12 protein-coding genes are annotated in these 19,056 nt (G+C 65.4%); 3 read left to right on the top strand and 9 right to left on the bottom strand.

Going from position 1 to position 19,056, the window contains the following annotated elements; genetic code table 11:
• Nucleotide 1 precedes the first annotated feature (1 nt).
• Nucleotides 2-1,210, bottom strand: a complete 1,209-nt coding sequence (locus tag UCD39_RS27675) for an efflux RND transporter periplasmic adaptor subunit (RefSeq protein ID WP_330498822.1) — start codon at nucleotides 1,208-1,210, stop codon at nucleotides 2-4.
• 36 nt (nucleotides 1,211-1,246) lie between these two features.
• Nucleotides 1,247-4,501, bottom strand: a complete 3,255-nt coding sequence (locus UCD39_RS27670; protein ID WP_330498821.1) for an efflux RND transporter permease subunit — start codon at nucleotides 4,499-4,501, stop codon at nucleotides 1,247-1,249.
• A 461-nt stretch (nucleotides 4,502-4,962) separates the two neighbouring features.
• On the opposite strand from UCD39_RS27670, the gene UCD39_RS27665 reads away from it, so the two are divergent.
• Entirely contained in the window at nucleotides 4,963-6,648 is a 1,686-nt protein-coding gene (locus UCD39_RS27665) for a methyl-accepting chemotaxis protein (RefSeq protein WP_330498820.1), read from the top strand.
• A gap of 31 nt (nucleotides 6,649-6,679) precedes the next feature.
• Here UCD39_RS27665 and UCD39_RS27660 read toward each other — a convergent pair whose 3' ends face one another.
• The 6 genes from UCD39_RS27660 to UCD39_RS27635 form a co-directional block, all read right to left on the bottom strand.
• Nucleotides 6,680-8,065 (bottom strand): sensor histidine kinase, encoded by a 1,386-nt coding sequence (locus UCD39_RS27660; protein ID WP_330498819.1) that lies wholly within the window; start codon nucleotides 8,063-8,065, stop codon nucleotides 6,680-6,682.
• Entirely contained in the window at nucleotides 8,052-8,753 is a 702-nt protein-coding gene (locus UCD39_RS27655; protein WP_330498818.1) for a response regulator transcription factor, read from the bottom strand. Before UCD39_RS27655 ends, UCD39_RS27660 begins: the two co-directional genes overlap by 14 nt.
• Nucleotides 8,754-8,902: 149 nt before the next feature.
• Nucleotides 8,903-11,794, bottom strand: coding sequence for a glycoside hydrolase family 127 protein (locus tag UCD39_RS27650; RefSeq protein ID WP_330498817.1), 2,892 nt, complete (start codon nucleotides 11,792-11,794; stop codon nucleotides 8,903-8,905).
• 196 nt (nucleotides 11,795-11,990) lie between these two features.
• Nucleotides 11,991-12,419: a pseudoazurin gene (locus UCD39_RS27645; RefSeq protein WP_330498816.1), complete on the bottom strand. Its 429-nt coding sequence runs from the start codon at nucleotides 12,417-12,419 to the stop codon at nucleotides 11,991-11,993.
• A 117-nt stretch (nucleotides 12,420-12,536) separates the two neighbouring features.
• Nucleotides 12,537-13,406, bottom strand: a complete 870-nt coding sequence (locus tag UCD39_RS27640; protein ID WP_330498815.1) for a ParB/RepB/Spo0J family partition protein — start codon at nucleotides 13,404-13,406, stop codon at nucleotides 12,537-12,539.
• A 5-nt stretch (nucleotides 13,407-13,411) separates the two neighbouring features.
• The gene (locus UCD39_RS27635) at nucleotides 13,412-14,440 is read right to left on the bottom strand and encodes an AAA family ATPase (RefSeq protein ID WP_330498814.1); all 1,029 of its coding nucleotides are present in this window, start codon (nucleotides 14,438-14,440) and stop codon (nucleotides 13,412-13,414) included.
• 860 nt (nucleotides 14,441-15,300) lie between these two features.
• On the opposite strand from UCD39_RS27635, the gene UCD39_RS27630 reads away from it, so the two are divergent.
• Both UCD39_RS27630 and UCD39_RS27625 read left to right on the top strand, forming a co-directional pair.
• Complete coding sequence (locus tag UCD39_RS27630) at nucleotides 15,301-16,554, top strand: replication initiation protein (protein ID WP_330498813.1); 1,254 nt, start codon at nucleotides 15,301-15,303, stop codon at nucleotides 16,552-16,554.
• Nucleotides 16,555-16,876: 322 nt separating this feature from the next.
• Entirely contained in the window at nucleotides 16,877-18,076 is a 1,200-nt protein-coding gene (locus tag UCD39_RS27625) for an MFS transporter (RefSeq protein ID WP_330498812.1), read from the top strand.
• Nucleotides 18,077-18,084: 8 nt separating this feature from the next.
• On the opposite strand, the gene UCD39_RS27620 is transcribed toward UCD39_RS27625, so the two are convergent.
• Nucleotides 18,085-18,978: a LysR family transcriptional regulator gene (locus UCD39_RS27620; RefSeq protein ID WP_330498811.1), complete on the bottom strand. Its 894-nt coding sequence runs from the start codon at nucleotides 18,976-18,978 to the stop codon at nucleotides 18,085-18,087.
• Nucleotides 18,979-19,056: the final 78 nt, after the last annotated feature.

Genomic DNA, 19,056 nt, shown 5'->3' with positions numbered 1-19,056 from the left:
GTTACCGTTCCGCCTTGGGCGCGGCGGGGGACGCCGCATCCGCCATCTTGTCCGTCACCCCACCCGCCCCGGCCAGGCGCACCGGGTCGCCCGACGCCAGCGTCTCGGGCGGGTTGTCGATCACCTTGTCCGCCGGCGTCAGGCCGGCCACGATCTCCACGCTGTCACCCATGTCGCGGCCTATGGTGACCGTCTTCAGCAGCGCCTTACCATCGGGCCCGACGACGGCCACCTCGGCCCCCTTGTCGCTGGGGATCAGGGTGGTCGCCGGCACCTTGACCATGTCGGGGCTGCTGGGCACCTGGAAATGCACCTCGGCGAACGTGCCGGGGGTCAGCACACCGTCCGGGTTGTCGGCCTGCAACTCCACCAGCATGGTGCGCGACGCCTGGCTGACGGCGTTGGCCGTCGTCACCAGCGTGGCGTCGAAATGCCGGCCGGGATATTGCGGCAGGTCGAAGGTGGCCTTGACACCCTGGGTCAGCAGGCTGGCGAAAGCCTGCGGGATCTGGACGTACAGGCGCATGCGGTGCAGGTCCGACACCTGGAACAGTTCCTGCCCCACGCCGCCGCCGGCGTTAATCAAGGCGCCGACGTCGGTGGTGCGGGCGGTGACCACCCCATCGAAGGGCGCCACGATGCGCTTGAACGCCGTCAGCGCCTCTAGCCGGCGGACGTTGGCGGCAGCACTTTCCACTGCGGCGCGCTTGGCGGCGCTGTCACCCACCTTCTCGTCCGCGGCCTGCTGCGACACCGACTGCGAGGCCACCAGCGCCGCCCAGCGCTTGGCCGTCAGGTCGGCCAGACGGGCGGTCGCCTCGGCCTTGGTCAGGTCAGCCTTGGCCTGTTCCAGCTGCTGGTCCAGGTCGGGGGTGTCGATGGTGCCCAGCAGGTCACCGGCCTTCACCTTGGCGCCGATATCCTTGTCCCAGCTTTTCAGATAACCGCTGACCCGGGCGTAAATGGGCGCCTGGGTATAGGCCTGCAGCGTGCCCGGCAGGGTCAGCGCCTGCTGCGCCGCGCCGCGGGTCAGGGGCGCCAGGGCCACGGTGGGGATGGCCTGGTCGGCGTTCCACTGGACCAGCTCGCGCGTCGCCCGGGCGCGGTCGGTGAGGCCAACGGCGACGATGGCGCCGGCGGCAAGCAGGGCCACCCCGCCCAACAGGGCCAGGCGGCGGGGATTGGGGGTGGTGATCTGGGCGGTGGACATTGTCGGGGCGCTCCTATCCGGGTCGGCGGCTGCGGCTTAGGGGAAGATCGGGTCGAAGGGGATGGGATCAGATGGGCGCCGGGGTGGCGTGGCCATCCGGGGCGTGTCCGTCATGAGCGTGTCCCCCGGGGCATGGGCGCGCTCATGGTCACGGGCATGCACCAGGCTGAACAGCGCCGGCACCAGGAACAGCGTGGCCAGGGTGGCGAAGACCAGGCCGCCGATGACGGCGCGCCCAAGAGGAGCGTTCTGCCCCGGCTCGATGGCCATGGGCGCCATACCGATGACCATGGCCAGGGCCGTCATCAGGACCGGGCGGAAGCGGGTGTGACCCGCCTCCATCGCCGCGGTCAGGGCGTCGACACCGGCGGCCAGCCGTTCCCGGGCAAAGCTGATGACCAGGATGCTGTTGGCCGTGGCGACCCCCATGCACATGATGGCACCGGTCAAGGCCGGCACCGACAGGGTGGTGCCGGTGCCGAATAGCATCCAGACGATGCCGGCCAGCGCGCTGGGCAGGGCCATGACGATGACGAAGGGGTCCAGCCAGGATTGGAAGTTCACGACGATCAGCAGGTAGATCAGCACGATGGCGAAGGCCAGGCCGACGAACAGCTGGTGATAGGCGCTGGTCATGGTGGTGACCTGGCCCTGGATGTCGACGTGGCTGCCACGCGGCAACTCCGCCGCCATGCTGTCGATGGCCTTCTGCACGTCGCTGGCGATGGCGCCCAGGTCACGATCCTTGGGCGTGGCATAGATGTCGATGGTGGGACGGACGTTGTAGTGGGTCACCACCGCGTCCTGCCGGCCCCGGCTGATCTGTGCCAAGCCACCCAGAAGCTGGCTGGCGCGGCCAGTGCTGGCGGGCGTCAGCGGCAGGGTCTGCAGGCCGGCCATGGTGTCAATGTCCCGCTGCGGCGTCTGGATGGACACGGGGTAGGAGATGCCGTTCTTGTGGTTCAGCCAGAAGGTCGGCGCCGTCTGGGTGCTGCCCGCCAGGGTATCCAGCATGGTGGTGGCGGCGTCCTTCTCGGTCAGCCCCACCAGCCCGGCCAGCGAACGGTTGACCGCCACCTTCAGCGACGGCAGTTGGAAGGCCTGTTCGATGCGGGCGTCGGCCACGCCGGGAATGCGGGCGATCTTGGCCAGCAGTTTGTTGGTATAGGCGCGGTTGGCCTCCAGGTCGCTGCCGACGACCTTCACGTCCAGCGGGGCCGGCAGGCCGAAGTTCAGCACCTGGGTGGTGATGTCCGCCGGCAGGAAGGCGAAGGTCGTGCCGGGGAACAGCCGCGGCAGGTCATGGCGCAAGGTATCGACATAGCTGTCGGTCGGCGCGTGGTCCTTCTTCAGCGCGATCAGGATGTCCGCATCTTCCACGCCGATGGTGCCGCTGTTGCCATAGGCCATGTTGATGCCGCTGACCGGCAGGCCAATGTTGTCCACGGTCCCGGCCAGATCCTTGGGCGGGATGACATGGCGGATGGCGTCACCCACGCGGTCGCACAGGCGGCTCATTTCCTCGATACGCAGGCCGGTGCGGCCCCGCACGTGGATCTTGATCTGCCCGCCGTCGATCGCGGGGAAAAAGTTCTGCCCCAGGAAGGGCGCCAGGCCGAAGGATCCCAGCGACACCACCAGGAAGCCGCCGATCAGCCAACGACGGTTGTGCAAGCCCAGAAGCAGCAGCCCCTGGTACGTCGACCGCACCGCCTCGAACCCGCGTTCGAACACCCGCTGGAACTTGACGAAGGGGTTGCGCGTCGGGGCGCCGTGGACGTCGGTGTGCAGGCCATGGCCGGCATGCGTCTGATTGCGCAGCAGGTAGTTGGCCAGGGTCGGCACCAGGGTGCGCGACAGCACGTAGGAGGCCATCAGCGCGAACACCACCGCCTCCGCCATCGGGCGGAACAGAAAGCCGGCCACGCCGCCCAGGCCGAACATGGGCACGAAGGCGATGCAGATGCACAGGAGCGAAACGGTGGCTGGCACCACGATCTGCTTGGCACCGTCCAGGATGGCGGTTTCGATGGGCTTGCCGTGTTCCAGGTGCCAGTTGATGTTCTCGATGGTCACCGTGGCGTCGTCCACCAGGATGCCCACGGCCAGCGCAAGGCCACCCAGGGTCATGACGTTGATGGTCTCACCCAGGACGGACAGGGTGGTGATGGAGGCCAGGATGGCCAGCGGAATGGACACGGTGATGATGAGGGTGGACCGCCAGCTGCCCAGGAACAGCAGGATCAGCAGGCCGGTCAGGCCGGCGGCGATGACACCCTCGCGGATCACGCCGCTGACGGCGTCCTTCACGAAGATGGACTGGTCACCGATGGGGGTCAGGGTGACGCCATCGGGCAGCGTCTTTTTCACGTCGGGCAGGCGCTGATAGACGCCGGCGATGATGTCGAGGGTGGAGGCGGAGCCGGCCTTCAGCACCGACATCAGCACCGCCTTCTTGCCATCCACATGCACAACGTTGGTCTGGGGCGGGCTGCCGTCGTGGACATTGGCGACATCCCGCATATAGACGACGGCGCCGTTCACCGTCTTGATTGGCAAGTCATTGAAAGTATTTATATTCACTGGGGAGTCGTTAAGGTCCACCGGGTATTCCAGCTTGCCGATCTTCTGCGTGCCGGCCGGGGTGATCAGGTTCTGCACCGACAAGGCGGCGGCGACGTCGGTGGCGGACAGGCCGTAAGCGTGCAGGGCCTGCTGGTTCAGGTCGATCTGAACCTGGCGGACCTTGCCGCCATAGACCGAGGGCAGCACGGCGCCCGGCACGGTCACCAACTGCGGCCGGATGGAGTTCTGCGCGATATCGTTCAGCCTTGTTTCCGACAGATGGTCGCTGGACAGCGCCAATTGCAGGATGGGGACGCTGGCGGCGTTGAAGGTCAAGATCTGCGGCGGGTTGATGCCCGGCGGCATCTGCTTAAGCACCGTCTGCGAAACGGCCACGACCTGCGCCTGGGCGGCGTTGATGTTGACGTTGGGCTGGAAGAAGACCTTCACCACGCCGAAGCCCTGCATCGACTGGGATTCGATGTGCTCGACATCGTTAACGGTGGCGGTGAGCGACCGCTCGTAATAGCCGATGATGCGCCCCGCCATGTCGTCGGGCTGCAGGCCGTTGTAGGTCCACACCACGGCGATGACGGGAATGCCGATGTCGGGGAAAATATCGGTCGGCGTCTTCACCGCCGACGACACGCCGAAGATGAGGATCAGGATGGCCATCACGATGAAGGTGTAGGGCCGCCGCAGGGCGATCTTGACGATTTCGATCATGACGGCGCCCCCGCGCTTAAACGGGAACGGTCGGCGCGGGGCCGGTGGCGGTCATTCAGGATGTGGTGCGACACGTCTCGTGATCCCTCGAGAACGGGTTCGGAAAACCCAACACCCTGGGAAATAGGGGACGTTCCGGTTAATTGGGATTAAATAATTTTTTTGGTTGCAGTGCGAAATGACACAGAAGCCGATGGCCCTCGGCAGGCTAAAATATCTGTCTCATCAGGCCGCCATGGATGCCAGGCGCGGCCAAAGGTGGAGCAGGATTTCAGAAAAAGACAATTTAAAGTAGATAATCCACGCCATCCCCAGAACCAGGCCATTCCGAATCGAACGGGAAAGGATAGAAGGGTGGTCGCTGCCAGGAGACGCAGCGAGAGCATGACCCTGGTGCAAAAGACGCCCTTTTCTCCGCGAGAATATCCTGCATATTTTGGCGATGATCTACATTCCAGTCCATGGTGGCGACTTTGATGTCCAATCTTAAGATTCCAACGCGCCTTTTTGGCGCATTCGGAATACTAATAGTCCTGATCATTACCTTGATTACAGTCTCCGTTATCCGTTTTGAGAGTATCAAGCGGGAATATGAGACGGCCCATCGCCGTTCGGAGGCGGTCATCGGACTGAAGAATGCCTATCTCAATGTCCGCCAAGGGCGCGTCATGACTTGGAGCTACGTGGCAACGGGTGAGGAGTCCTATATCGCTAAACGCGACAAAGCCTTTGGGGATGCGATATCGGATATCGATACCGTGAGCCGGAAAATCCGCACCGATGAGGGCAAAAAGCTGACGCAGGCCTTCGCGGACACCGTGACCACGTTTGCTGCGGATGCGAAATCCTTTGATGCCTTGCGGGCGCGCGGCGTCGCCGCCAATTCAGAGGAGTTCCGCGCGGCAGTAAAGATGATCGATGACTCGGCCAAGCGTTACGCAGATGCCAACGACGCCGTTTCTCATTACTTCGAGAACCTGAATAACCAGAACGCCCAGGAAGTGAAGGACGTGATCGACCAGGCCATAAGCCTGTCGATCACCGCCGGTACAGCGGGAATAGTGGCCGGGCTGGTGATGGCGTGGCTGATCGGACGGGGGATCGTCAACCCCATCCGCGCCTTGCAGGCGGCCATGGACCGGCTTGCCAGGAACGACACCGCCGTCGATATTCCGGGAACGGAGCGCAAGGACGAGATCGGGGGGATGGCGCGCGCCGTTGGCGTGTTCAAGAGCAACGCCATCGACAACGCCCACCTGCGGGCGGAGCAGGAGGCGCAACGCGCGCAGGCGGCGGAAGATCAGAAGCGGGCGATGAACCGCATGGCCGACGATTTCGAGGCCAAGGTCATGGGCATGGTCCAGACCGTTTCCACCTCCTCCGCAGCGCTGAAGAAGGCGTCGTTGACCATGGCGTCGGCGGCGGAGCAATCCTCCAACCAGGCCGTCACCGTGGCGACCGCGTCCACGCAGACCTCGGCCAATGTGCAGACCGTCGCCACCGCCACGGAGGAGCTGTCCTCCTCCATCAAGGAAATCGCCCGGCAGGTGACGCAGTCCGCCGCCATCGCCGGCGAGGCGTTCGACAAGGCCACCGCCACCAACGCCCTGGTGCAGAACCTGATGGGCGCCGCGGAGCGGATCGGCGGCGTGGTCAGGTTGATCGACGATATCGCCAGCCAGACCAACCTTCTGGCGCTCAACGCCACCATCGAAGCCGCCCGCGCCGGCGAGGCGGGCAAGGGCTTCGCCGTCGTCGCCAGCGAAGTGAAGATGCTGGCCGACCAGACGGCGAAGGCCACCGGTGAAATCGGCCAGCAAATCACGTCGATGCAGGAGGAGACCCACAGCACCGTGACGGCCATCAAGGACATTTCCCTGATCATCGAGCAGATCAGGGGCATTTCCACCGCCATCTCCTCCGCGGTGGAGGAGCAGGGCGCCGCCACGATGGAGATCGCCCGCAACGTCCAGCAGGCGGCCCAGGGCACCCATCAGGTGAGCGAGGCCATCGCCGGCGTCACCGAAAGCTCCACCACCACGGGCACGATGGCGCAACAGGTGCTGACCTCCGCCGGAGAGCTGTCGGACAACTCGGAAAATCTGCGCCAGGAAGTGCAGGTCTTCCTCACCTCGGTGCGGGCGTAAGCCGCGACGGCGGTCCCGAGCGCCGGTTTCCTTAATCGCCCTGCGCCTGCGGCGTGCCGCAGGCCAGGGCGATGACGGCACCGGTCTCGCCACCGCCGATCACCAGGCGAAACCCATGCAGGGTGGCGATGGCCTGCACCAGGGACAGGCCCAAGCCGTTGCCCTGGACATGGCGGCTTTTGTCCAAGCGGTACAGGCGGCGGATGACGGCCGCCCGCTCCGCCACGGGAATGCCGGGTCCGGTGTCCGACACCTCCAGCACCGGGCCCTGGCCGCCGCCCTCCTCCGTCGCCGCCATGTGGGTCCGGATGACGATGCGGCCGCCTTCGGGCGTGAACTTCACGGCGTTGTCCACCAGATTGGCCGCCGCCTCGATCAGCAGATCCCGGTCCCCCACGACGAACAGGGGCTCGGCCTCCTCCCGCTCCAGGGTCACGCCCTTGGCCTCGGCCAAAGGTTCGTATAGGTCGAAGGCCTCCATCGCCACCTCCGTCAGGTCCACGGTGGTGAACCCGGCCTGGCGGCGGCTGTCCTCCAGTTCCGCGATGCGCAACAGGGCGGTGATCATGGCGAAGGCCTTGTCCAGGTCGGCCAGCGCCGCCTCGGCCCCCCGCCGCAGCTCACCGGGGCCGGGGGACGCCAGCCCCCGTTCCAGCTTGGCGCGCATGACCGACAGCGGGGTGCGCAGGTCATGGGCGATGTTGTCGCCCACCGCCCGTATCTCATCCAACAGATGGACGATGCGGTCCAGCATCTGGTTCACGCGGGCCGACAGCTGGTCCAGGGCATCACGATTGCCGGACAGGGGCAATCGTTCGCGCAAGTCGCCGCCCATGATGCGGCCTATGGTCTGCTGCATGATTTCCACCCGCCGACGCGCCCGCGCGCCCACCACGATGCCGGAGGCCAGAACCAGGGCCACGGCCGGCAGCAGGCCCATGATGAGCGTCTGGGCCACCACCCGCTGCAAGGCCAGCAGCTCATCCATGGCGCGGCCCAATACCACCACACCGCCGTCCGGCCGCCGGGCGGCCGCCACGATGGCGGGCTCGGGCCGATCGGTGTTGTTGGTCTGGATATCCAGGCGATGCCCGCTGTCGTCTATGGGCAAATCCGGTGGCAAGGCGTCCAGGTTGCCGTAGCGCGGCTTTCCATCAGCATCGAACCAGGCGGCCACGGTGACCCGATGATAGTCCGCCATGATGCGGACCTGCAGTTGGTACAGCAGCACGTCGTCGCGCGTCTGCGCCGCCAGCGCCGCCTCCTGCACCAGGTCCCGCCGCATGCGCCGGGTTTCGACCTCGCTGGTCTGCCAGTAGATGAAGCCGAAGATGAGCAGCATGCCCACCGACAGCGCCGTGGCGAAGCCAAGCGCCAGCCGGAACGGACCGGCCCGGAAGAGATCAATCCGCGGCACGGAGCATGAACCCGGCGCCACGGACACGATGGATCATGGGCAGTTCCCCGACATCGTCGATCTTGTGGCGCAGCTTGCCCATATGCACGTCGACCACGTTGGTCTGCGGCACGAAGCGATAATGCCAGACGTCGGTCAACAGCATGGCCGGCGTGATCACCTGGTCCGGCCGGCGCATCAGATATTCCAGCAGCTTGAATTCCCGGGGCAGCAGCGGCACCTCCCGCTCCCCCCGGCGCACGGTGCGGTTCAACAGGTCCATCTCCAGCGACCCCACGCGCAGGGTGGTGGCGCGGGTATCCGGCGGGCGGCGGCGCAGGGCCTCCACGCGGGCCACCAGTTCCGCCACGGCGAAGGGCTTGGTCAGGTAATCGTCGCCACCGGCATCCAGGCCCCGCACGCGGTCATCGACCGAGCCCAGCGCGCTCAACACCAGGATGGGGGTAGCGATACCCTCGTCCCGCAGGTCCTGCACCAGGTCCAACCCGTCCATGCCGCCGGGCAGCATGCGGTCGACGATGATCACCGCCACGCCCCGGTCGGCGCGCAGCATCTCCAGCGCGGCGGCGGCGGTGACGGAATGGCTGACGGAATAGCCGCGGGCCTCCAGGCTGGTCACAATCTCCCGCGCCATGTCGGGCTCATCTTCAACCAGATGGAGGTGGGCAATGGTTTCGGAGGACGGCATCGGGCACAGGTTCCAGGAAGATCCTCCCCTTAATCTAGTGCCTTCCTGTCCGGTTGGGAATTTGGACGGAGGTGATTTTTGGGGGTGGCGACGTTACGCCCCGCGCAAGGCCGCCGTCACGCCCCCCTGCCCGCCAAATCGCCCATCCGTCACACCATGGAAATCCACACCTGCGAATGCCGGGCCCGGCCGAAATCCTCGTCCCCCGGCGCGCCGGCGTCGGCGATCACCTGCCCTTGCGCGCCCAGCGCGTAGTTGATCCCGGAATTGGTGCCGCCGACGGCATCGGCCCGCACCGGCAGACGGTTCATGCGGGCATAGTTGGGGATGGCCAGCAAGGGCGTGCCATCCTGCCAGCGGCCCTTGATGGCGACCACACCGCCCAGCAGATCCGGCCGCCATTCGGCGGTGAGCGGTGCGGTCGATAAGGGCGCGTCGATGGTGGGCTGGTCCGCCTTCTCCACGTTGTAGACCAGCGGACCGTAGCGCAGGGCGACCTTGCCCCGCGTGGCCTCCACCTTGTCATCGCCGGTCACGCGCTGCACCGCCAGGGGCAGCACGAAATCCACGCGGTCGCCCGCCGCCCACTCCCGCTCCACCACCGCGTAGCCTTTCTCCAGGCGGTATTGGACCGGCTGGCCGTTCACCGTCAGGCTGACCAGGCCGCGCACCGGCGGCACGGCGGTGTAAAGTGCGCTGGTGGCGCGATCAGGCACCCGGATACGCACGGCGAAGGGGGTGGTTTGGGCCGGGTTGACGGTCAGGGACACCGCCCCGTCCCACGGGTAGTTGGTCTTCTGCACCATCTCCACCCGGGTGCCGGCGACATCGCCCACATTCACCCGGCTGCCGATGAAGAGGTTGACGTTCACCCCGGCCTTGTCCTTGGCATAGGCCCAGGTCGGAACCATCAGCAGGGTGCGCGGGATGTTGCCCACACAGCAGGGGCAAACGTGCCAGGCCGTGCGCTCGGTATCCACCAGCGGGTTGGTGTAGCAGAAGGTCTTGCCATCCAGCGCCGTGGAGCCCAGCAGGGCGTTGTACATCGTCTCCTCATAGAGGTCGGCGTACTTGGCGTCGTGATAAGCCAGGTTCAGCTTGTATTGGAAAAAGATCAGCCCGCAGCTGGAGCAGGATTCGCAATAGGCGTCGTTGCGCAGGGCATAGTTCTCGCCAAAGCCCTCCGCCGTGTCACCGCTGCCAACGCCGCCGGTGACGTAATATTTCTTGTTCACCATGTTGTCCCACAGGGACAGCACGGCGCTCTGGTAATCGATGTCGCGGGTTTCGGCCGCGATGTCCGCCATGCCGGAATAGAAATAGACGGCGCGGACGGCATGGCCCACCGCCTCATACTGCCGGCCCGGCGGCAGGTGGCTCTGGTCGTATTCCGAACCGCCCCGCCGGCTGTCCAGCAGGAAGCGCGCCAACCGGATGTAGGCGTCGCCGTGACCCCGCCCCTCCATATCGTTGACGAAGCGCCCGAAACGCACCAGCGCCTGCTCCATCTCCTGGTGGCCGTCGAACCACTCCTTCTTGCCAGGGCCGATGTTGGCCACCCAGCAATCGGCCAGCTTCTTGGCGGCGTTGTACAGGCGCAGATCCTTGCCGCCGGTCAGGGTGTAGTGGTTGATGGCGGACTCGATGAAATAGCCAGCGACATAGCCCTCATGGTTGCCGCGCTGCTCCGGCGACCAGCGCGCCGGCCATTTGGCCCGGTCGGCCAGGGTATAGGCGGTCTGGAGATAGCCATCGGGCTCCTGCGCCGCCAGGATGATGGGTATCCATTCCCCCAGCTTGCGCCGCATCAGGTCATGGGCGGCGATAATCTCCGGATCGCCCTGCGGGTCGACCATCAGGGCGATGCACATGGATTCCACCGTCTGGTGCACCCAGGCGTTGGAGAAGACATAGCCCTTGTGGACGCCGTGCGGCTCCCCGCGCAGGGCCTTGCCCGCCTCGATGAAATTGTCCAGGCCCCCCTGCCCGATCTTCAGGTCCGTCCGCTCGCAATAGTCGACGCAATGGGGGATCCAGGTGGTGATCAGCGCCTTGGCCCGCGCCGACCACAGAGGGCTGTCGATGGCATAGGGCGTGGTGTAGACGACATCCAGCCGCTCGTCCGGCGGCGGCGTTTCCGCCCGTACCTTCAAGGTGGACTGGGCCGACTTGCCATCCGCCTTGGCGCTCAGTTGCAGCACGTACTCGCCGGGGGCGGAGAAACGGGCGGTGGTGTCGACGCGGGTGGCATCGGCGAAGCTGACAGCACCGGGCCCGCTGACCTTGTGCCACAGGGCCGCGGCGGCCGGGGTGGCATCGAGCGTGCGCACCCTGCCGCCCAGATAGGTTTGCCCGCCCAGCACGACGGCGCGGTCCTGACCGGCAGTGACCAAGGGCGGGAACACCGGCACGGCGCCATGGCTCCACACCCGCCACTGCAGCACGCCGACGGAGGCCTTGGCCGCCGGGTCGATATCCAGGCGCAGCCGCGTGGTGGTGACGGGGTCGAAGGTGGTGCGGTTGTGGGCGTTAGGCGCCAGGCCCAGCCCCCGCGCGTTCCGTACGGGCACGAAGCGCTTGCCATCCCAGGCGGACACCCGCCACCCCGTGGGCAAGGCCCCCTTCCATCCGCCCAGCCACCAATAGACATCCACCGCGTCGGTGCGGACCGGCACGTCCCAGGCATACTCCACCCAGGCCGGACCGGACTCCGGCTCCGTGGCGAAGGCGCCCTCGGTATCATCCTTGGAGTTGGTGGGCGCGGCGTTGGTGTTGATGGCCGCCAGTCGCGTGCCGCTGGACCGATTGGACCAGCTGGTCCGGGCCATGACCGCTAGATTGGCGGGCGACGGTGGATTGGCCGCCAACACCGTGCGGCTGACCAGCCCTGCCGCCAGGGACGCCCCCCCTGTGGTAGCGAGGAAGCGCCGCCGGTCGACCGTGCCGTTGAAAGGCCCGGTCGCAGGTGCCGGCGTTTCCTCCGCAGGATTGGATTGGCCGCTGTGGATCGAAGCCAGTATCCGGCCGCGCGTGCTGCTCATGTTGTTCTTTCCCTCCGGGCCTGTGGGCTTGGTCACCAATGTTGGCGACCACCCAGGCGCGTCCCCGCCATAATATTATCATATGACTATATACGGGAGGGGGTCAACTTTGAGGGATTGAACCAGGGAACGGGGAGAGGCTGAGGAACACCCCCGAAGCCGTTCTCCCCGCGTTTCCAAACGCTTATGAAGAATCTTACTTGGCCGCAGCCAGCAGCTTCTCGAACGCGGCCTTGGCCTTGCCGGTTTGCGGCACCGCCTTGGCGGCGTCCAGGTTGGTGGGCGTGCCGACCACAACCACACCGACCATGCCCATGCCGTAATGCGGCTTGCAGCGATACCCATAGACGCCCGGCTTGTCGAAGGTGACGGTAAGCGTCTCATTGGGTTTGCCGGTGAAGGCCGGAGCGCCATCGGGCAACATCCCGGGGATGCTTTCCACATTGTGTCCGGCATCGACGGACTGGAAGGTCACCTTGTCGCCCGGCGCGATCTTCACCAGCGCCGGCTCGAACACAAACATGCCGTCGGCACCCTTGTTCAACATCTTGACGACATGCTCGGCGCCGAAGGCCGGGCCGGCCAAGGTCATCAGGGCCACCAGCGCCAGGGGAAGGGAACGCATCTATACTCTCCATCATGAGATGAGGCGGTGCCGGATCCATCATCCAGCCCCGCCCCTTCCCTACGACGGCTGATTTGCTGCGTCTTTGCGCTGGCGCAATGATTCGGTGCCGGTGAATTACCCCAGTAGCGCGTCGATGGCGGCCCGCAGGGCCCGCAGACGCTCCCGGTCCTTATCCTTCAGGGCCGCCGGCCGCAAGGAGCGCAGATTGCTGACCAGCCGTTCCACGGAGGCCAGATTCACGCCCGGCGCGGTGATGCCGGTGGATGGCTTGCCCTCCAGCACCTCCGGCACGGCGTCCTGCGCCTTGGCGGCACGGATGGTGCGGATGCTGAGCGTGCCGCTGCGGGCCGACTGAATCAGCCGCTCCCGCACCGCCGGTTCATCCACCCGCGACAGTTCCACCAGCACATTGCGCGACAGGCCCAGTTCTGACGTCAGAACCCCTTCCAGGATATCATCGGGCAGGCTGAGAATGCGCAGTGTGGCGCTGATCTCGCCCTTGGTCTTGCCCAAGGCTTCCGCCGCCTGGTTCTGGCTCCAGCCCTTGCCGTCAATCAGGCGCTTCAGGCCGCGCGCCTCTTCCACCGGCGTCAGGTCAACGCGCTGCAGGTTCTCGATCAGCGCCAGCACTTCGGGGTCACCAGTGTGCTCGATGGCCAGGATAACGCCCCAGCCCAAACGCTGGGCGGCCCGCCAGCGGCGTTCACCCGCCACCACGATCCAGTGCCCACGGTCATCGGGGTTGCGGCGGACCAGGATGGGCTGCAACTGCCCCTGCTCCGCCATGCTGGCGGCCAAGCCGTCCAGTCCTTCCTCCGAGAACAACTTGCGCGGCTGTTCCGGATCGGGGGCGATGTGGTCGACCGGCAATTCGATGCTATGGTGAAAGCGGCTGTCGCGCGACATCACCAACTCGCCCGAGGCCTCGCCGATCATGGCGGATGCCGCGCCCAGGATGGGGGAGGGTCGTTTCTTCACCGTCATGGCGCTCAGGCCTCGCTCTCAACAGGAATCAAGTCGATATCCGCGCGGGCCAACGGCCGGCCGGCGATGATGCAGTCCGCCAGCTTACGATAAACCGCCGTGGCGGACGAGGTGGGCGATGCCTCCAGCGCGATGCGGCCGTTGCGGGCGGCGTGGCCGAACACGGCGCTGTCGGGCACGGCCTCCAGCACCGGCACCTTTTCCCCCAGCGCCGTCACCAGATGGGCCAGCACCTCCCGATCCACCGACTTCCGGCGGCCGAACTGCGTGGGGAGGATACCGGCTAGGCGCAAGCCTGGGTTCAGGCGCCGTTGCACCTTATGGATGGTGTTCAGGATCAGGCCCACGCCCATGGTGTCATAGGGCTCGGTTCGGACGGGGATCAGCACCTCCTGCGCCGCGGCCAAGGCCATCCAGGTCAGCATGCCCAGGTTGGGTGGCGCATCGATGACGATGAAGTCATAGCCGGCGCGCACCGTATCCACCGCCTCACGCAGGGCGGCATCGAAACCGGGTTCGCGCCGGCCATCGGTTTCCGACAGCTCGATGTGGCTGGCGGCCAGGTCGAAGGGCAGGGGTACCGCCGTTTCGACCATGCCCGGCTTCAGGATGGAATCGGCCATGGCCCGATTCTGCAGGATGACGTGGGCCATGGTGCGACCCTGGCGGTAAACCTCTACCGCCGCGTCAGCCAGCAGCGCCACGGTGGCGGTGGCCTGCGGGTCCATGTCGATCAACAGCACCCGGCTGCCGGACTGGCCCAGGGCATAGGCCAGGTTCAGGGCGCTTGTGGTCTTACCTACGCCGCCCTTCTGATTGGCAAGGACAAAGACCTTGGCGTTGCGCGGCTTGTGTGAGGCGATCTGTTCCAGCTCCGCTGCCACGTCGTCGGGGATGGGCTCCTTGCCGTTTTCCCAGCGGCTGATCTTGGGCTTGTCGTAGGAGCGGGACAGGCGCTGGTTCAGCATATCCTTCAGGTCGCCTTGGCTTTGCCGCAGCATTTGGCGCAACTCGCGCATCCGGTCGCCGTTCATCGCCCCATCCTTCACGTTCCAGCCGGTTCTGACGTCAGAACCTGCCAGCACCACCATCAAGTGTCAACGCCAACGTTGATGGTTGATAGTTGATGGTTCGCCTTCGCCTTATTCAAGAAGGGGACCTCGTCAGACTCTTTCCAGATTCCTCTTGTTCTTGTTCGCGTCCGAGAAAGTGTTTTAGTTCACGGGGTTAAGGAACATTTCCATGCGCTTTCTCCCGAGTCTCGATGTGCTTTGTCGCCGCTCTCCATGCGTTTTATCCGGCGTCCTTGTGCGGGTTCTCGTCATCGGCTTGTTTCCATGCGTTTTTTCGCCATGGGCCGCGATGGACGTGGAGGGGGGAATGTCCACGGGGCGACAAACCCTTTCCATGCGTTTTCTCGCCATGCCTGCCGAGTCGTTCCCATGTGTTTTCTCGTCACGCCGTAAGGGTTCACGGGGGTGCAAAAATATTCATTCAATATCAATGCATTAAGCGGTCGCTTCCCGGACCGGACGACAGATCTCTGTGTGTTTTCTCGCCAGGGCCTAAAGGTCGTTTCAATGTGTTTTCTCGCCAGCGACCGGCGGGGGCGGAGTCGTCGGTGCCGGGGGGCCGATTCCAGGGGAACGGGGGCTGTCTCTATGTGTTTTCTCGCCACCCAGATCAGCGACGTGCCCTTCCTTATGTGTTTTCTCGCCAGTTTGACGGGGCCGTCGCCGCCTTTCTATGTGTTCTGTCGCCACCTTCCGGGGCGTGGTTGACTCTGTGTGGTGGTGCTGGTCGACTGCACAGCATGAGCAGGATCGCAGCAAAACCGCCCGCGAGGCGCCCGGAGGCGACAGGTGACCCCTTTCGCCTGGACACGGATCCCACCGTGCCCAAGCCCCGTGGCACCATCGAGATCATCGAGACCGGTGGCGGCCTGACCCTGTCCGACAAGAAGCTGTTCAATGTCATCCTGGCACACAGTTGGGACAAGCTGGCGGATGCCACTGCGGCTCTGCCGCCTTTCCGCGCTTCCACCGCCGACCTGAAGCGGGCCATCGGGGAAGAGACGGAGCATAGCAACGCCCGCCTGAAAAGCTGTTTCGACCGGCTCATGTCCGTGCGGGTGGAGTTCCCCTACCTCAGCGCGGATGGGGAACTGAAGGAGGGTGGCGCCCCCTTGTTGAGTTTCCGTGCCCTGCCCAAGGGCAAAGGGTATGCGGAATGGTCTTTCCCGGCGGAACTTCGCCCCGCCTTGGCGGAGCCGTCCGCCTGGGCGCGGATCCACCTGGCGGTATGCACCAGCTTCAGTTCCAAATACGCCTTGGCTCTGTACGAGTTGCTGAGTGTGCGGGTCAATCTGCGCGAACCGGACTGGGAGGTGGATATCGATACCTTCCGTCAACTGTTGAGCGTCAAGAACACCTCAGCCAACAAGAACTTCGGCATCCTGCAGCGCGAGGTGCTGGAACGGGCGGTGCGCGAGGTCAACGAACTCTCGGCCATCGAGTGCAGCTATACCCCCATCCGATCGCCCTCGCGCGGTCGCCCGGTGGTGGCGTTACTCTTCACCATCCGGAAGAAGGAGCGGGCGGCGTTGACCTCTGCCGCCCGGGCCACCGAGTTCGCCATCGATCCTGTGGGGTCCGTGGGCAAGGGTGGCTTCGCCGCGGGTGCCCGGGACGCCGACACTGTGGATTTGGAGGATGGCAAGACGGATCGTGACCGGCCCGTTTCCGTCCTGGGGTTGAAGCGCCGCGTCAGCGACACGGCGGTGGAACAGCTGCGCGCCGAGTATCCGGGCGTCGATATTGACATGGCGCTGGACCGTTGGGCCGGCTGGGCATCGGGTCAGACGGGCAAGATTCGCAATGCCGATCTGGCCTTCGCCGGCTTCGTGCGCAAACTGGCGGGAGAGGCCGCCCCCATCGTGGTGGCCGCCCCGCCTCCGGCGTTGGCGCCGCGCGTTCCAAACCAGGGGTTGATCGACCGGCTGGCCGCCGAGCCGTTGGACGTTCGCACCCGCCTTTACAAAAGGGCCCGAGAATTGGGAGCCCCCGAGGTACGCGCCGCCGCCGCCGCCAGCAATATCCACAAGTGGGTGGAATGGGTTGCGGAAGAGGCGGCCCTTACCCTGCGGTGAGGCCATCCCCCGGGTTCTGACGTCAGAACCCTCTTAATGATCCGGCGCTTTCCCGAACGTGAATGTGCCCAAATCAGCGCCTCAAGATTTGTCAGGACGCAAGTGAAAAAGGCGATGGCTTGCGTGTGTTCGCGACTTGGACGCGCCGCCCCTGGATTTATGAACAGACATCATGATGGCAAGCAGGCCATCACGGGTAATGCCCTAGCCCGCCCTAGATTAAGTGTAGCGCCTGACCACGGCGCCTCCCAACCCCGCGTCAGCGGGAGACCGGTGGCGCCCTGGTCGTTTCATATCGGTACACTGTCGAGGTCGATCAGGAATGCTGGCCCAAGCCCCCGTTGACGTCCATGGTTTGAACGCCCGCCCAGCGTCATGGGGGGCGGTTTTCGCAATGTCACTCGCCGCTTTCGCGCTTGTCGCGTCCGAATTCATGCCTGTCAGCTTGTTGACGCCGATCGCGGCGGATCTGGGTATCACCGAAGGGCAGGCGGGGCAGGCCATCTCCGTTTCCGGCGCCTTCGCCGTCCTGACCAGCCTGTCCATTTCCCGGTTGGCCGGTGGACATGACCGCCGGCCGCTGCTGCTGGCGCTGACAGGCCTCATGATCGTGTCCGGCGCCATCGTGGCATTGGCCCCCAATTATTTGATTTTCATGGTCGGCCGGGCGTTGATCGGCGTGACCATCGGCGGATTCTGGTCCATGTCGGCCGCGACGGCCATGCGCCTGGTGCCGGATGGGCTCGTGCCCCGGGCCCTGGCCATCTTCAATGGAGGCAATGCCCTGGCCACGGTTGTCGCGGCCCCGCTGGGCAGTTTCCTGGGCGGCCTGATCGGTTGGCGGGGCGCCTTCTTCTGCGTCGTGCCGGTCGCGGCCGTCGTCCTGGTCTGGAAGCTCGTGAGCCTGCCGTCCATGCGGGCGACGGAATCGTTGAGTCACCGCAACCCCTTCGTCCTGTTGCGCCGGCCCGTGGTGGCGCTGGGCATGGCGGCTGTCAGCCTGTTCTTCATGGGGCAGTTTTCCCTGTTCACCTACCTGCGGCCCTTCCTCGAAACGACTGGGCATGTTGATGTATCCGGCCTGTCGCTCATGCTGCTGGTCATGGGGATCAGCGGCTTCGTCGGAACCATCCTCATTGGGGCCTTTCTCAAGAGGGGGCTCTACCGGACGCTGGTCGTCATTCCGGCGGCGATGGCGGCCATCGCCCTGGCCCTCGTCATTGCCCACGGGAACGTCCCCGTTACCGTCTTGCTTCTCAGCGTCTGGGGGCTGGTGGCCACCGCGGCGCCGGTGGGCTGGTGGACCTGGATATCCCGTACCATGCCGGAAAACGCTGAGGCCGGCGGCGGTCTCATGGTTGCGGTGGTGCAACTGGCGATCACCTTGGGCGCCACGGTTGGCGGCGCGTTGTTCGATGCGGGGGGCTACCGGCCGACGTTCAGTGCCAGCGCGGCCTTGCTGGTCTTCGCCGTCTGCGTGGCTCTTCTGACAGCGCGCGCCGACCGTGGCCGGCCGACATAGCCGATGGCTCACCCGCGGTGCCGCAGGGCGTCCACCAGGGCCACGAAGGCGGGCGAGGACTGCCGGCGGCTGGGATAATAGAGATGATACCCTTCCCAGTAGGGTGACCATTTTTGCAAGACGCGAACCAGCCGCCCATCCGCGACGTGGGGCAGGATGATTTCCTCCGGGATGTAGGCCAAGCCGAAGCCGTCCAGGGCCGCTTCCAGGCAGTTAAATATGTTATTGAAAATCAAGGTCCCGTCGACACGAACCCGCATTCCCTGTCCGTCTTCCTGGAATTCCCAGGCATACAGGGTCCCCGACCCTTGGAGCCTGAAATTGATGCAGGCGTGGCCCACCAGATCTTTGGGATGCCGCGGTTCCGGATGGGCGACGAAGTACGACGGCGCCCCCACCACGGCCAGGCAGAAGTCCGGGCCGATCCGGGCGGCGATCATGTCCTTCGCCACATCCCCGCCCATGCGTACGCCGGCGTCGAATTGTTCGGTGACGATGTCGCTGAGACCGTTGTCGAGAACCAGTTCGATCTTGATGTCGGGATAGCGGGGCAGGAACTGGCGTAATTTGGGCCAGAGGACATGCTTGATGGCGTGGTCCGACGCAACGATGCGAATGTTGCCAGCCGGCTTGTCCCGCAACGCGTTCAGCGCGTCGACCTGCGCCTCGATCGCCTCGAAATGGGGACCGATACCCTCCAACAGTCGTTCGCCCGCTTCCGTCGGGACGACCGCCCGGGTGGTACGCGACAGCAGCCGCACCCCCAGCCTGGCCTCCAGGTGCCGAATGGTATGGCTGAGGGCTGACTGGCTGACGCCCAGCTGCGCCGCGGCGCGCGTGAAACTGCGCTCCCGCGCGACGGCCACGAAGACCATCAGGTCATTGACGTTCTCGCGCGGCATCGCCCGGCATCCTTCTGTCATGGGTTGACTATAGCCGCGTGGCTTACGTTGGACACAACGCACGCGCCCCCACCGGCA

Source organism: Nitrospirillum karajorum (genome assembly GCF_036348415.1).
Classification (GTDB): Bacteria; Pseudomonadota; Alphaproteobacteria; order Azospirillales; family Azospirillaceae; genus Nitrospirillum; species Nitrospirillum amazonense_B.
Note: the sequence above shows the minus strand (reverse complement) of the source record. Positions and strands in the feature narration are given on the sequence as shown.